We start from the raw sequence: 13,100 nt of genomic DNA, 5'->3' as shown, positions 1-13,100 counted from the left end.
TCTCCCCTGCCTTTTCTTTATTTTTTTACTTAGCCTCTACCGACGATCATCGCTTTGCGAACGCCCGGGATCAACTGCAAGTTATCCAAAAACTCCGTGCTAGATACGCGAAGATTAGCCATATCGACTGACATGGATATGGTAGCAATCCCTTGAAGTGGAATCGTCTGATTGATGGTCAACACGTTTCCACCTTGATCGGCTACATATGTGAGCACTTTGGACAAGTAACCTGACATGTGATCCAAAGAGAACGTAAACGTCATAATTTTTTCGCTCATCATCGCATTGAACGGAAAAACGCCATCTTTGTACTTATAAAAAGCACTGCGGCTCAATCCCACGCGTTCAACCGCTTCATTCACGGTATCCACTTCGCCTGATTCCAGCATCTTCTTGGCTTCAATCGTTTTGGCAATCGATTCTGGCAGGATGTCAGATCGAATCAAGTAGAATTTTTCTTCCTTTTTCATGCGTTGTGTCCTCCTGAGAAAAACAGTTGTTTCTTCATAGAGGACATTATAACGGATAGCATGTAATGTGACAATCCTTATCCGTCACTTTTTTTCATCGGATCATATTTGGTTTTCTTTGATTACATGAGGGGGAGCTTCTTCGCGCACAATAATGCGTATCGTATGGAGGAGGTGAAAGGCAAATGGCCGGACGTGGAAAGTCAGATAAATCGGAGCGCCGTAACAATCACCCAGCGGGTAAGCCAAGCAGTCTTGAACAGTTTGGCAATGACATGCGGGGCAAAAAGATGGCACAATCCCCCAACGTGATTGAAGATCCGAGTGGAAACGGATAAACAAGCGCAAAAAAACCCGGGACACCATGATCCCGGGTTTTCCTGATTCGATTAGTATGCCAAAGAGGACAGACCGTTGATATGAGTCAAGTAGCGAACGTTACTCGCTTCTTTCATCAAGGTTGCTGGCAGGCCTTTCAGCTTCAGTTGGCTTGCACCAATTGTTCCGATCGCGTCTTTACGGCCCAGGCTACCCAATGTACCGGAGAATACCGGTTTGAAGGTATCCATTTTGGTGCCGTTGAAGTGCGCGAAGAGATTGTGTCCCACTACTTCGCCCATTTGCCATGCCAGTTGCGCAGTTGGAGGGAATGGACGGCCTTCTGGCCCCATTACGACCGCACTGTCACCTGCGAGGAATACATCAGGGTGAGAAGTGGATTGCAGGAATTCGGTAACAGTTGCACGTCCGCGGTTTACTTCCACGCCGCACTCCGCCACTACGCGATTTCCTTGTACGCCACCTGTCCATACCATTGTTTTGGTTTCAATGGTACCGCCATCTTTCAGGCAAACCGTGGTTTCTTTCATTTCCGTTACAGGTACGCCTGTCAGGAACTGAACGCCGCGTTTTTCCAAGCTCGTTTTCGCACGCTCAACCAGGTCAGGAGCAAAACCAGCCAAAATGGATGGACCTGCTTCTACGCAGTAGATGGATACGTCTGTAAAGTCAACGCCGTGTTTGTGGCACAGATTTGGCAACATATCAGCGAATTCCCCAACCAGCTCAATACCTGTCAGACCGCCACCACCTACAACGAAGGTAGCATCTGCTTTATTTTTGCTCGTCTTGTATTCAATCACGCACTCTTCGAGGTGTGCACGCAGACGATTTGCTTCTTCTACAGACTTCAGTGTAAAGCTGTACTCTTGCAGACCTGGGATCCCAAAGAATGCGGTTTCACTACCCAGCGCAATTACCAAAGCATCGTATTTGATGGACTCGCCGCTCGCCAATGTTACGCGTTGGGAATCGAGGCCAATATTTTCTACCGAATCTACTACGAGGTTAATCTCTTTGCCACGCAGCAATCTTTCCAGAGGGAGCGCCACGTTTTGTTCAGACAGGTTTCCTACTGCCAAGCGGTGCAGTTCCGTAATGATTTGGTGAGTAGGAAAACGGTTTACCACCGTGATCGACGCTTCTTCAGCCGTCATGTATTTACGTGCGGTCAATGCGCTGAGCAAACCGCCATAACCGCCGCCTAGAATCAGAATATGCTTCGCCATGCCCAATCCTCCGTCCTTGTCTTCCATTCCATAATAAAAAAACTAGCGTTTTTGTTGTTGACGTTCTGCTGATACTTCCAGGAATGCTTGTGCGAAACGCAATGTTTTTTGTACTTGCGGATCCTTGAGCATTTTGAGAATACCGAACAAACCGATAGTAGACTCTTCTACATGAACACGGTCATTGGCTTCAATGGCTGCTTGCGCAATACCTTTCGCTTTATCAGAGATCGGTTTTACGAACTCTTCCATTCCGCCTTTGATGTCGTCGATCAACACATGATCATTGGCTACTGTTTGTACCAAATCATATGTTTTGGTCAAAAGAGTAGTCAGTTCTGCCAATTTAGGCAGGTTCGCCACCAATACGTTCAGTGACTCTTGAATTTCCGGTTTCATCAACTGATCGAGTACATCTTGTTGCTGCGCTGGTGCCAGAGTTGCAGTGCTTGCTACTTCAGCAGCAGCTTGAGCTTGTTGCGTAGTTGTTTGAGACATAAAAAAAACGTCCTCCTTTGCTTTGGAATAGAGGCCTTTCATTCTCGATGCCTGTTCATACGAGTAACGGCCGCTATTCTCCCTGAAAATCCGGTAAAAAATTGTTTGTAACATTTTTCACAAAGTAAAGCAGACAACGGATTCGAATAATCAAAAGTGAATGATTTCACATGTATTTATTCAGGAAAGCGTACACAACAAATCATGAAGTGAACAGGCTCGATTTAGAACTCTATGTACTCTACTATATACCTTCTTCACAGGAACATCAAAGGAAAAAAACCGCTTCCTTAGGAAGAAGCGGTAGTTGAGAGCTTTTTATAGTAATCTTTGATGAGTTCATGGTGCTTTTCATTGATATCCGTAAAGATTAATTCAATGATTGATTGCTTGTCTTGGAACGTTTTTTCCACGATTTTCGCCATCATGACGATCTCCTGCGCTTGCTTCGGTATCTTGAAAGACAAGTGGAGAAAATCGCCCTTCGACACATAACCGTCCGTTCCCAAAACAAGACGGGTAGGAGAGAATTTTAGCAACACTGCCTCGCCTTTTTCTTCGATCGGTCTGGCTCCCATCACCTTGTAAGGGACAGAAATACCGAGATCTGGGGAGATGGGATCCTGCTTGCGCTTTTGTGTAATTTCTACCCCTACACTAATCGGAATCATCCCTAAAAGCTTGATCGGCCAAAGCGTTTGCTCCGAAACTACTTCCAAATCAATGGTATTCACTGCCGCATCCGTCTCCCAACGAATGCGTACAGTTGATCCGAGAAGCTCTGCTTTTGTTTCAGGCTTCATCTCGTAGGAAACTACGAGATAACTGCCCTTTGCATGTTCAACCAAAACTTGGACAGGTGTCTTCACCTGCTTGGAGATGATTAGCGGTAGCGCCGCACCGCGTTGGAGTCGTTTATCCCCCAAAAATGGGTTCAGTGATGGGATATCAATCATGGTTTTTGTCACTCCACAAAGTCAAACTCTAATTTGCCGATCCGAACGGTATCCCCGTCTTTTGCTCCCAGCTTACGCAGAGCATCATCTACACCCATGCTGCGCATTTGTCTTGCAAAACGTTGGGCTGCATCATAGCTGTTCAGATTGGTCATGCGTACGAGCTTCTCGATCTTTTCACCGCTGACGACGAATACTTCGTTATCACGCGTAATCTCGAATGCCTCTGGTTCTTTTTCCGCTCGGAACACCACGCGCTCTTCCACTTCCGCAACTTCCTCGACAGCAGGCTTGTCCGGAATCGTCGCCAAGGTATCCCCGATCGCATACATCAATTCTTGTACGCCTTGACGGGTTGCAGCAGAGATCTCGTACACCTTCACATCTGGAGCCTTTTCCTTGAAAATACGCAGGTTTTCCTCTGCTTCTGGCAGTTCCATTTTGTTCGCGACTACAATTTGCGGACGATCTTCGAGCTTCAGGTTATACATCGTCAGCTCTCGGTTGATCTGCAAATAATCCTCGTATGGATCGCGTCCATCTACCGCTGCCATGTCAATCACATGGACGATCAAGCGTGTCCGCTCTACGTGACGCAGGAATTGGTGACCAAGACCCACACCTTCATGCGCACCTTCAATCAATCCTGGCAAGTCAGCCATAACAAAGCTCTGCTCGCCCAAGTCCACAACACCCAGATTCGGTGTCAGCGTCGTAAAGTGGTACGCCGCAATTTTTGGCTTCGCCGCTGTTACACTGGACAGCAACGTGGATTTTCCTACACTCGGATAGCCAACCAAGCCCACATCTGCAATCAGCTTGAGCTCCATGACAATGTAACGCTCTTGACCTGGCTCTCCGTTCTCCGAGATGTGTGGGGCTGGATTCGAAGAGTTGGCAAAACGAATATTGCCTCGTCCTCCACGTCCGCCTTTTGCGATCACAGCACGTTGGCCCTGCTCCACCAGATCGGCAATCACTTCTTTGGTATCATCATCAATGACAGTTGTTCCCGGTGGAACGCGCACGACCATATCCTCCGCGCCTGCTCCGTGCTGAGATTTGTTGCGGCCATGCTCTCCGCGTGGGGCTTTGAAATGTCGTTGATAGCGGAAATCTACCAGTGTACGCAGACCTTCATCCACGACAAATACGACATCTCCACCTTGACCGCCATCTCCACCCGCTGGACCACCCAGCGGTACGTACTTCTCCCGGCGAAAGGAGACGGCTCCATTACCACCGTCCCCGCCTTTTACATATACTTTTACCTGATCGACAAACATGGTGTCACCTCTTTCATTCCGCGAATGGGACCACCAAATTTAGGACCCATTCTTCTTCCGTATGTATCCACTCGGTGACCTCCACCGTACTCTGTTCGCTTTTACGTATCAGCTTTTCCAATTCTTCCATTCCGGATGCACGAAGTACACCGGCCAGGTCAAAACGAAAATGAACGCCACGCTCATCCATCTGCAAGCTTACCTGCATGCTGGCTGCTTCGTACCCGCTCTGGTCTACATGATCGTTCACTGTGCATAATATCTCTGACACCAACTGAAACAAGTCTTGCTCGTCCAAAACTACTCGCGTGAGATCCACATGATTGCACACGTCTACTTCTAAAAGCAATTCATTGTTCAGTGCGTTAAATGTCAAGAAGAAGACGGACAACAAGGAGCTATTCAATCGGGCAACCATCGATTCCTGCATCGCCATCTGTGCGATGCGCTTCAAATGGGCCTCTCCTTGTTCAGTACGGTTCAAATGCAAATAGCCGAGCAGAACCTGAACGTGGTTCAACCAGTCATGCCGCTGCCTGTTCAGAACGGTCAGCAGTTGGTCTGTCTGATGCGTAAACAGCCTCCGCTCGTCCCCCATCACATTCACCCAAGTCGATAAGAATATCTTTCCCATCTATTGTACCATAAAAAAACCTCTTTCGAGGCAAAATCATAGAAGAGCGACCGCGTTTTACTGGAAGTTTTTATGCGCTCCGAAATTTTAAAATTCCTACTCGTTAAAAAAGAGCCGGACAAAAAGAAAACCCAGCTATATCGCTGGGTTTTTCTTAACAAATATTTACGCTTCGGAAGCAACTGGCTCGATCACAACTTGTTTGCGATCACGGCCCAGACGCTTGAAACGAACAACACCATCTGCAGTTGCAAACAGAGTGTCGTCTCCGCCTTTCATTACGTTCGCACCTGGGTAAATCTTTGTTCCGCGTTGACGAACGAGAATGTTACCAGCAGTAACGAATTGCCCGTCGCCACGTTTCACGCCCAGACGTTTGGAAATGGAATCGCGACCGTTCTTTGTGGAACCTACCCCTTTTTTCGATGCGAAAAACTGAAGGTCCAAGTTAAACAGCATGTTCATATCAGACACCTCCCTGCCATTTACGATCATTTACTTTTACGTATTTACCGTAATTCGCCTCAACTGACAAAAGAGCAATAACCATGCTCTCTGCCAAAAGCTGTTGTTTCTCGCGTGTAGCCTCATCATCCGAAGAAGAAAGACTCCACTTCAAGAACCCACCGCCTTCTTGTGCGACAGCGACATCAGGAGTGATGCCGGTCAAAGGTTGGATGGCGTTTAATATACCAAAGCTGATGCCTGATACAGCAGAACAAACGATGTCTGCCCCATAGGCACCCGCATTGGCATGTCCGGAAATACTAATTTCATGGATACCGTGCTGCGCACGGCTCACGATCACTTCAATCATAACAAGTCACCAATTAAGCGTTGATCTTCTCGATCACAACTTTGGTGAATGGTTGACGGTGACCTTGCTTGCGACGGTAGTTTTTCTTGGCTTTGTATTTGTACACGATAATCTTTGCAGATTTACCGTGTTTTTCTACTTTACCAGTTACCGTTGCACCAGCTACTGTAGGAGCTCCTGCAGTAACTTTGCCGTCTTTGCTTACGAAGAGAACTTTGTCAAAAGTAACAACGTCTCCTTCGTTGCCAGCCAATTTCTCGATGAAGAGAACTGCTCCCTCTTCAACTTTGTATTGCTTTCCACCGGTTTCGATAATTGCGTACACTGTGTGCACCTCCTATACTCAGACTCGCCTTTACAGGTGCGTCGACGAGCGACGGCTTATGTACCTGATTCGTGCGGTTACAGTATGCACGAGACATATCTGCATGACAACCATTAGGTTATCATAGCTACAATAGCCCAGTCAAGTTATTTCGATTGTAACCGCTCCGCCTCTGCCCGATTTCCTACGTATCCAATTCGAAACTCGTCTGGGTTCATAGAAGGGACAAGCTGCTTATATACATGAACTGGCCATGTAATTGCTTCTGCTTTTTCCCACTCCTCTATCATGTCCAACAATCTTGGCGGCAGATCCACGAGAACTGCCTCCGCATCTTGGCTCTTTGCCAATGCGGTTACTTCGCCGTACAAGCGCCGGAACAGCTCGTCTACTCGCCAAACTCTCCCTCGGCCCTTGCAAGCCTCACATGGCTCCGTCAGCCGCTCCGTCAGGCTCGCACGCACTCTTTTTCGTGTCATCTCGACTAATCCAAGCGACGTCATCCCGAGAACAGTCGAAGGCACAGGGTCCCTCTTCAGCTCTTGTTTCAAACGCGAGATCACGCGCTCCTTATTGCTCTGCTCTTTCATGTCGATGAAATCTATGATCACGATTCCACCGATATCTCTCAACCGCAGTTGCCAGGCAACTTCAGTTACCGCCTCCAGATTGGTCGCCGTCACTGCCTGCTCCCGCTGTTGCCCTCCCCCACCTGTGAATGAACCGGTATTGACATCGATGACCGACATCGCTTCAGTCCTGTCGATGACCAAAAACCCTCCACTCTTGAGTGGCACATGTCGATCACGAGCACGAATCAGCTCCGCCTCGACACCCAGGAAATCAAAGAGCGGTTGTTTGCCCTGATACCAGCGAAGCTTCTCTTGTACTTCCGGAGCAAAAGCTGCCAACGCCGCTTTTACCTGCTGATGAGTCGCCGCACCTTCTACCAACAGCTCGTCCATTCCGTTTGCCAAGCCATCTCGGAGCGCCACTTCGATCAACTCTGCATCCTGAAAAATCCGCCCGCTCGAGCGCAGTCCCTCCGCTGTTCGCAGCATGTCCTGCCAGCGATTACGCAAATAGACCAGTTCGCTAATGAGTGTCTGCTCTTCTGCTTCCGCTGCTTCCGTGCGCAGAATACAGCCTTCTCCTTGCGCTACTGTCGAAGAGATCACCTGATGCAGTCGTTTTCGTTTGGTATCATCGGTTATTTTACGCGAAAGCGATATGCTATCTTCAGTCGGAAGGTATACCAGATAACGCCCCTGCAAGCTGATTCGCATCGTGATTTTTGGCGCCTTCATTTCCATCGCCTCTTTACTCACTTGAACCAATACCTTTTGGCCTACGTGAACACGTTCCGCAATACTTGGTTTCGCTGCTCCACCCGACTCCACACCGACCGTGTCATCTACATACAAATATGCATTTTGGCCTGTACCAATATCAACAAAGGCGGATTGGATACCTGGCTTCACATCCGCGACCCGTCCTTGATAAATGTCACCAACGCCTGCGTGTGCTCCCACATCCTGTGTACGCCATTCCTGCAATTTCCCGTCTTCCATAAATGCAATGCGGATGCTGCCACCTTGTGCACTGATTGCTACTTGCTTCACTGCCTTCACTCCTTATTCCCCGTGCAAACATTGCCCAAAAGAAGGATAACCGGGCTCATAGGAAGTAATCTAACATAGCTGCCAAGTCAAGGTAAAGGAGATATCCATGATTCATACTGGTGATATAAAAATTAGAGCCTTATCCCCCAAGGATTCCACTCACTTAGTCAAATGGCTTTCTGACGAGCGCGTTTTGGCCTATTATGAAGGTCGCGATCGGCCACATGACGAGAAGCTCGTGCAGCAAAGTTTTTTTCCGGAAGACGACGGTGAAACTCGCTGCCTGATCTTGTACGCGGACAAACCGATTGGCTATGCGCAATTTTATCCGCTCGATACCCCGGAAAAACAACTGTATGGGTATGCAAAAGACGATGTCGTTTACGGCATGGACCAGTTCATCGGAGAGCCTGCTTACTGGAATCGCGGTATCGGCACTCAGCTCGTTACAGCCATCCTCCACTATCTCCACACGGAAAAACGAGCACAAAAAGTAGCAATTGACCCGCAAGCCTGGAATGAACGAGCTTTGCGTTGCTACGAAAAATGTGGCTTTCGAAAAGTAAAAGAGCTTCCTCTGCACGAATGGCACGAAGGAAGCATGCGTGATTGCTGGCTGATGGAATGGGTCGCTCCTGCTGACTAAGGACTAAAAGCTAAAGGAGCTTCCCCACTGCGGCGTCGTGCTTTTGCTCAAACAGAAGGGCATGCAATAGCTGTTCTTCTGCCAAAAGTCCCGCCCCTTGCACGTAGAAAAGATGGGAGCATCCCCGCCGCAGCTTGTGTGAGACAGCCAGTACCGTCTCCTCAGGATGCACGCGTATCGCTTGAACGGCAGCTTCCTCTTGCTGCCGGTCGTATTTTTCCACAAGAAAACGAAAAAATTGATACGGAAACCGCACAAATGCCTGAATGTTCAACGTCAATAAATAAATCCCGATCACTGCTAAGTTGTACTTCAACTCCAAGCTGGACATCCCCACCATGATGCCCGCAAACAGCGTACTCCCCGTCATCGATATCATCGTCGCCTGCCTATACGACATAAACCAGCATAGAACAGCCAACAAGATTCTCCCGCCATCCAACGGCCAGATTGGCAACAAGTTAAACAGCGCAATCGTCAAATTACTAACCAAGAAAAAGCGGGCCCACTCTTCCGTCCATATCCCCATAAACCAAAATAAGTACGAAGCAGCCATCATCACCATATTCAAGAAGGGCCCAGCAAGTGCCACGACAATCTCATCCATAGGGTCCGTGGCGTACGAGTCTTCCATCGTCGCTACTCCACCAAAAGGCAGAAGCTGCACTTCCTTTACGGTCCATCCGAGCTCACGCGCCATCGCTACATGCCCCAATTCATGGATCAGCACGATGACAAACAAGGTAATGACTTCCAAAAAATGGCCTGTCACTATGGACAAGCCAATCACCGCCCAAAATAGCAGGTGAATGCGAAACCGAATGTCAAGCCAGCCTCCCCTATTCAAACGGTATCACTTCCAGGGGATTGACAAATTGCTCGTTCACTTTCGCTCCTAGATACAAATGACGGGATGTCTGGTCCATTACCCGTGCGGTTCCAATGACTTGACCAGGTGTAAGGACCTCGTCCTTCGTCACCCCTATACTATCGAGATTTCCCAACCATATTTCCCGCCCTTGGGTCAAACGAACAATCACTGTCGTCCCGTAATCAGGCTTTTCACCGACAAACGCGACCCAGCCAGCTTCTCCGATTGTGATTTGATCGTTCATTCCCGTATGCAGGATCACATTTGCACTCTCTGGATCATAGGATTTTACGACTTTCCAGCTACCGGGGAGCTTCCACACAGCATTTGTGTCCTTTGTTGTGCTCGTGGCTGGCACGGCAGGGGGATTGGTAGGTATCGATGGAAGCATCGTCGGAATCGGACCAAATCTCGCTTCATACCAGTCCGCTACTCCTGAAAAATTAAAGTCCCGTGTCATGACTTCCCTCGCGGAGCTTTTCCAAGAGGCAGGGATGAGCGTAGTTTGAAACAAAACATAAGCAGTACCAATCAATAAGACAGATGCTAAAATTTGCACGCCCCACTTTTCATGGGACGGTGGCTGGTCCATCATATCATTCTCGCGCGGCGAGTAACTGAATGGGTTTGGCGTTTCTTCGATGGGATCTTTCCAATCATCGACGAAGGGAGTATAGCTGTCTCGTGACTGTGTTCGGATTCTCTCCAAACGCTCCCTCCGTCTTTCTTTTACACGATCTACTCTTTCAAACATGTCCATCCCTCCGCAGGCCAAGCCTTTAGTATCATCCTATGACTTGTCTACCTGCTTTATGACGACCTGGCCCTCTCCAACGCCCCAGCTTATCGGTTGAAAACACGCAAAAAAGACAGTCTCCCCATTGAGAGACTGCCTTTGAATCAGTCAATTTTACAGTTTAGTTACGCTAGCAGCTTGCGGTCCACGGCTACCTTGAACGATTTCGAACTCAACCTTTTGACCTTCGTCAAGAGATTTGAAACCTTCTGACTGGATTGCGCTGTAGTGTACGAATACGTCGTCGCCACCCTCAACTTGGATGAAGCCGTATCCTTTTTCTGCGTTAAACCATTTTACGATACCTTGTTGCATGAAACAAAACCTCCCTGAACATTACGCCCCACGAGGCGAAAGAGTGTAGCGTTAACCTCTTTTTTACAGATAAGCCTTTTGCGTCAAGGAAAAAAAGTCATACGAATTGCGATTGACAATTGGTGACGTCACTCACAATACGCACGACTCCATACCAATCAATCAAACACTATAACTTGTAAAAATGGTTAACTTAGGATGATTTTAGCATAAGTATTTGCATTTGTCACGCATTTCATGAGTGCTCAAAAAGTCTTCTATTCAGCACCGAGAAAGTGGCGAGAACCTGAAGACTTTTGAACAAACTCCTTTAATCAAAACGCAACTTATCCTTACGCATCCCAATATTGAGTACCACACCGATGATCAGGAAGTTGGTTACGAGCGAGCTCCCTCCGTAGCTAATGAATGGAAGCGGAATACCCGTAATCGGCATCAATTGAATCGTCATCCCGATGTTCTCGAAGATCTGGAAGGTAAGCATCCCTACGACACCTGCGACAACGTAAGAGCCGAACGGATCTTTAGCCTCCATCGCGATGCGGATCATTCGATAAATCAAGACGAAAAACAGAATCATCAGCAAGCCCGCTCCTACAAAGCCCAGCTTCTCTGCAATGACGGTAAAGATAAAATCACTTTCTCCTACCGGCACCCATCCAAAGCTCGCTTGCGTCGGCGTATCAATCCCTTTTCCGAACAATTGCCCTGAGCCGATGGCAATCAATGCTTGCTTGAGCTGGAACCCTCGTCCCATTGGTTCAAGATCCGGGTTCATCCAAAAGACGATCCGATCCCATTGATACGGCTTGATAATCTTGAAAAAGATATCCTGCTTGTATTGATACAACAGCGTCATGGCGGCAAAAAAACTGCCAATCAGCCCGCCCACATACAATACATGCTTCATCCGTATACCACCAACGATGAGCATAGTGGCAAGCATCCCCGTATAAACCATGGCCGTACCCAAATCGGGCTGAATCAAAATTAAAAGCAATGGTACGCCAACCAGAGCCATTACCGGAATCAGCTTATAAAAATAGTAAAACCGATCCGGATCCGTTGCCCTCTTGGACAAGAAGCGGGCCACCGTTATGATCGTGAACAGCTTCATTGGTTCAGAAGGCTGAAACAACACAGGACCAAGGTCATACCAACTCGTCGTATTGTTAATGGGCTTCGTTTGAAATACCCCGATCAAAAGAATCAGACCGAGCGCATATAAGACATAAGCCATGTTGTGGAATAGACGATAGTCAAATAGCAATGTCACACCTAGTACAATAAATCCAATGACATACCAAAGGACCTGCTGATGCGCCTTATCTACACCTGCCGCAGAACCGGAAATCCCCAAATAGCTGAAGACACCCAGCCCTGCCAAAATCAAAATGATGGTCCAGTCAATTGTTTTTAAATGACGTTTTTCCAGGTCCATCCGTTTCCTCCTAGAAAACGTGACTCCCCTCTATAAAAGAAGGGAGCCAAGTATTACCTATTTTAATCCAAAGAATTTACGCATTTTGTGGAACACGCCCGCTTTTTCTTCCAATGGTTGTAATGGAACAGCTTCACCCAAAAGGCGACGAGCAACATTCCGATACGCGATGGAAGCACGCGATTCGTGATTCATTACAGCCGGCTCACCTTGGTTCGCGGATTTAATGATATGATCATCATCCGGCACTACACCAATTAAGTCAATGGCTAACAAATCCAAAATGTCTTCTACATCCAGCATGTCGCCATTTTTCACCATATGGGAGCGAACGCGATTAATAACCAGCTTCGGCATTCCGATTTTTTCTCGCTCTAATAGGCCAATAATCCTATCAGCATCACGCACAGCGGCTTTTTCAGGTGTGGTCACGACGATTGCTTGATCAGCCCCTGCCACTGCATTGCGGAAGCCTTGCTCAATACCCGCAGGGCAATCGATGATGACATAATCATATTCCCGCTTCAACTGCGTAATGATTTCCTCCATCTGCTCAGGAGTTACTGCTGATTTGTCCTTGGTCTGAGCAGCCGGGAGTAATGCCAGATTGTCAAACCGCTTGTCTTTGATCAGAGCTTGCGGCAGTCGGCATGCGCCTTCTGCAACGTCTACCAGATCATAAATAATTCGGTTCTCAAGTCCCATGACTACATCAAGATTGCGCAAGCCAATATCAGTATCTACCATGCAAACTTTTTGTCCCAACAATGCGAGCGCCGTTCCCAAATTGGCGGAAGTGGTCGTCTTACCCACGCCGCCTTTACCGGAAGTTACGACAATTCCAATCCCCAC

The 13,100-nt window shown here is 47.9% G+C and carries 17 protein-coding genes and 1 other annotated feature; of the genes, 2 read left to right on the top strand and 15 right to left on the bottom strand.

What is annotated here, in order from left to right; translation table 11 throughout:
* Nucleotides 1-29: 29 nt before the first annotated feature.
* Entirely contained in the window at nucleotides 30-473 is a 444-nt protein-coding gene (locus ASG16_RS18930; protein ID WP_048032118.1) for an ACT domain-containing protein, read from the bottom strand.
* A gap of 185 nt (nucleotides 474-658) precedes the next feature.
* On the opposite strand from ASG16_RS18930, the gene ASG16_RS30955 reads away from it, so the two are divergent.
* The gene (locus tag ASG16_RS30955; RefSeq protein ID WP_007728640.1) at nucleotides 659-811 is read left to right on the top strand and encodes a hypothetical protein; all 153 of its coding nucleotides are present in this window, start codon (nucleotides 659-661) and stop codon (nucleotides 809-811) included.
* Between the two features lie 51 nt (nucleotides 812-862).
* On the opposite strand, the gene ASG16_RS18925 is transcribed toward ASG16_RS30955, so the two are convergent.
* The 9 genes from ASG16_RS18925 to ASG16_RS18885 form a co-directional block, all read right to left on the bottom strand.
* Nucleotides 863-2,041, bottom strand: coding sequence for an NAD(P)/FAD-dependent oxidoreductase (locus ASG16_RS18925; RefSeq protein ID WP_056497548.1), 1,179 nt, complete (start codon nucleotides 2,039-2,041; stop codon nucleotides 863-865).
* Nucleotides 2,042-2,083: 42 nt separating this feature from the next.
* Entirely contained in the window at nucleotides 2,084-2,539 is a 456-nt protein-coding gene (locus ASG16_RS18920; RefSeq protein ID WP_007728644.1) for a helical membrane plugin domain-containing protein, read from the bottom strand.
* A gap of 290 nt (nucleotides 2,540-2,829) precedes the next feature.
* Nucleotides 2,830-3,495 carry a PilZ domain-containing protein gene (locus ASG16_RS18915; RefSeq protein WP_056497550.1) on the bottom strand — a complete coding sequence of 222 codons (666 nt, stop codon included), beginning with the start codon at nucleotides 3,493-3,495 and terminating at the stop codon, nucleotides 2,830-2,832.
* Between the two features lie 8 nt (nucleotides 3,496-3,503).
* Complete coding sequence (obgE, locus tag ASG16_RS18910; RefSeq protein WP_048032115.1) at nucleotides 3,504-4,781, bottom strand: GTPase ObgE; 1,278 nt, start codon at nucleotides 4,779-4,781, stop codon at nucleotides 3,504-3,506.
* Nucleotides 4,782-4,794: 13 nt separating this feature from the next.
* Nucleotides 4,795-5,379 (bottom strand): Spo0B C-terminal domain-containing protein, encoded by a 585-nt coding sequence (locus ASG16_RS18905; protein ID WP_048032114.1) that lies wholly within the window; start codon nucleotides 5,377-5,379, stop codon nucleotides 4,795-4,797.
* A gap of 201 nt (nucleotides 5,380-5,580) precedes the next feature.
* Nucleotides 5,581-5,874: a 50S ribosomal protein L27 gene (gene rpmA / locus ASG16_RS18900; protein ID WP_005832382.1), complete on the bottom strand. Its 294-nt coding sequence runs from the start codon at nucleotides 5,872-5,874 to the stop codon at nucleotides 5,581-5,583.
* A 7-nt stretch (nucleotides 5,875-5,881) separates the two neighbouring features.
* A complete protein-coding gene (locus tag ASG16_RS18895) occupies nucleotides 5,882-6,232 on the bottom strand; it encodes a ribosomal-processing cysteine protease Prp (protein WP_048032113.1) in 351 nt (116 codons plus the stop codon).
* A gap of 13 nt (nucleotides 6,233-6,245) precedes the next feature.
* Nucleotides 6,246-6,557 carry a 50S ribosomal protein L21 gene (rplU, locus tag ASG16_RS18890; RefSeq protein WP_016739197.1) on the bottom strand — a complete coding sequence of 104 codons (312 nt, stop codon included), beginning with the start codon at nucleotides 6,555-6,557 and terminating at the stop codon, nucleotides 6,246-6,248.
* Nucleotides 6,558-6,567: 10 nt separating this feature from the next.
* Nucleotides 6,568-6,646: a sequence feature (ribosomal protein L21 leader region), on the bottom strand.
* A 57-nt stretch (nucleotides 6,647-6,703) separates the two neighbouring features.
* Nucleotides 6,704-8,179 (bottom strand): Rne/Rng family ribonuclease, encoded by a 1,476-nt coding sequence (locus tag ASG16_RS18885; protein ID WP_056497553.1) that lies wholly within the window; start codon nucleotides 8,177-8,179, stop codon nucleotides 6,704-6,706.
* A 106-nt stretch (nucleotides 8,180-8,285) separates the two neighbouring features.
* Between ASG16_RS18885 and aac(6')-35 the strand changes: the two genes are divergently transcribed.
* Nucleotides 8,286-8,825 (top strand): aminoglycoside 6'-N-acetyltransferase AAC(6')-35, encoded by a 540-nt coding sequence (gene aac(6')-35 / locus ASG16_RS18880; protein ID WP_056497556.1) that lies wholly within the window; start codon nucleotides 8,286-8,288, stop codon nucleotides 8,823-8,825.
* Nucleotides 8,826-8,835: 10 nt separating this feature from the next.
* Here aac(6')-35 and ASG16_RS18875 read toward each other — a convergent pair whose 3' ends face one another.
* From ASG16_RS18875 to minD, 5 genes are all read right to left on the bottom strand, one after another.
* A complete protein-coding gene (locus ASG16_RS18875; protein ID WP_056497558.1) occupies nucleotides 8,836-9,672 on the bottom strand; it encodes a M50 family metallopeptidase in 837 nt (278 codons plus the stop codon).
* Nucleotides 9,665-10,450, bottom strand: coding sequence for a M23 family metallopeptidase (locus ASG16_RS18870; RefSeq protein WP_056497559.1), 786 nt, complete (start codon nucleotides 10,448-10,450; stop codon nucleotides 9,665-9,667). The genes ASG16_RS18875 and ASG16_RS18870 overlap by 8 nt, the downstream gene beginning before the upstream one ends.
* Nucleotides 10,451-10,606: 156 nt before the next feature.
* The gene (locus ASG16_RS18865; RefSeq protein WP_005832370.1) at nucleotides 10,607-10,807 is read right to left on the bottom strand and encodes a cold-shock protein; all 201 of its coding nucleotides are present in this window, start codon (nucleotides 10,805-10,807) and stop codon (nucleotides 10,607-10,609) included.
* 310 nt (nucleotides 10,808-11,117) lie between these two features.
* Nucleotides 11,118-12,248 carry a rod shape-determining protein RodA gene (gene rodA, locus ASG16_RS18860; protein WP_056497562.1) on the bottom strand — a complete coding sequence of 377 codons (1,131 nt, stop codon included), beginning with the start codon at nucleotides 12,246-12,248 and terminating at the stop codon, nucleotides 11,118-11,120.
* A gap of 57 nt (nucleotides 12,249-12,305) precedes the next feature.
* Nucleotides 12,306-13,100: a septum site-determining protein MinD gene (gene minD, locus ASG16_RS18855; protein ID WP_048032107.1), complete on the bottom strand. Its 795-nt coding sequence runs from the start codon at nucleotides 13,098-13,100 to the stop codon at nucleotides 12,306-12,308.

Source organism: Brevibacillus sp. Leaf182, assembly GCF_001423865.2.
Taxonomy (GTDB): domain Bacteria; phylum Bacillota; class Bacilli; order Brevibacillales; family Brevibacillaceae; genus Brevibacillus; species Brevibacillus brevis_C.
This window is presented reverse-complemented; position numbering and strand designations above follow the sequence as displayed.

Bases quoted from the DNA above. Each gene is read 5' to 3' on its own strand.
- ASG16_RS18920 (WP_007728644.1), bottom strand. From the start codon at position 2,539: ATGTCTCAAACAACTACGCAACAAGCTCAAGCTGCTGCTGAAGTAGCA.
- ASG16_RS18915 (WP_056497550.1), bottom strand. From the start codon at position 3,495: ATGATTGATATCCCATCACTGAACCCATTTTTGGGGGATAAACGACTC.
- ASG16_RS18870 (WP_056497559.1), bottom strand. From the start codon at position 10,450: ATGTTTGAAAGAGTAGATCGTGTAAAAGAAAGACGGAGGGAGCGTTTG.
- ASG16_RS30955 (WP_007728640.1), top strand. From the start codon at position 659: ATGGCCGGACGTGGAAAGTCAGATAAATCGGAGCGCCGTAACAATCAC.
- obgE (WP_048032115.1), bottom strand. From the start codon at position 4,781: ATGTTTGTCGATCAGGTAAAAGTATATGTAAAAGGCGGGGACGGTGGT.
- ASG16_RS18925 (WP_056497548.1), bottom strand. From the start codon at position 2,041: ATGGCGAAGCATATTCTGATTCTAGGCGGCGGTTATGGCGGTTTGCTC.
- ASG16_RS18895 (WP_048032113.1), bottom strand. From the start codon at position 6,232: ATGATTGAAGTGATCGTGAGCCGTGCGCAGCACGGTATCCATGAAATT.
- rodA (WP_056497562.1), bottom strand. From the start codon at position 12,248: ATGGACCTGGAAAAACGTCATTTAAAAACAATTGACTGGACCATCATT.
- ASG16_RS18865 (WP_005832370.1), bottom strand. From the start codon at position 10,807: ATGCAACAAGGTATCGTAAAATGGTTTAACGCAGAAAAAGGATACGGC.
- ASG16_RS18905 (WP_048032114.1), bottom strand. From the start codon at position 5,379: ATGGGGGACGAGCGGAGGCTGTTTACGCATCAGACAGACCAACTGCTG.
- rpmA (WP_005832382.1), bottom strand. From the start codon at position 5,874: ATGCTGTTTAACTTGGACCTTCAGTTTTTCGCATCGAAAAAAGGGGTA.
- ASG16_RS18930 (WP_048032118.1), bottom strand. From the start codon at position 473: ATGAAAAAGGAAGAAAAATTCTACTTGATTCGATCTGACATCCTGCCA.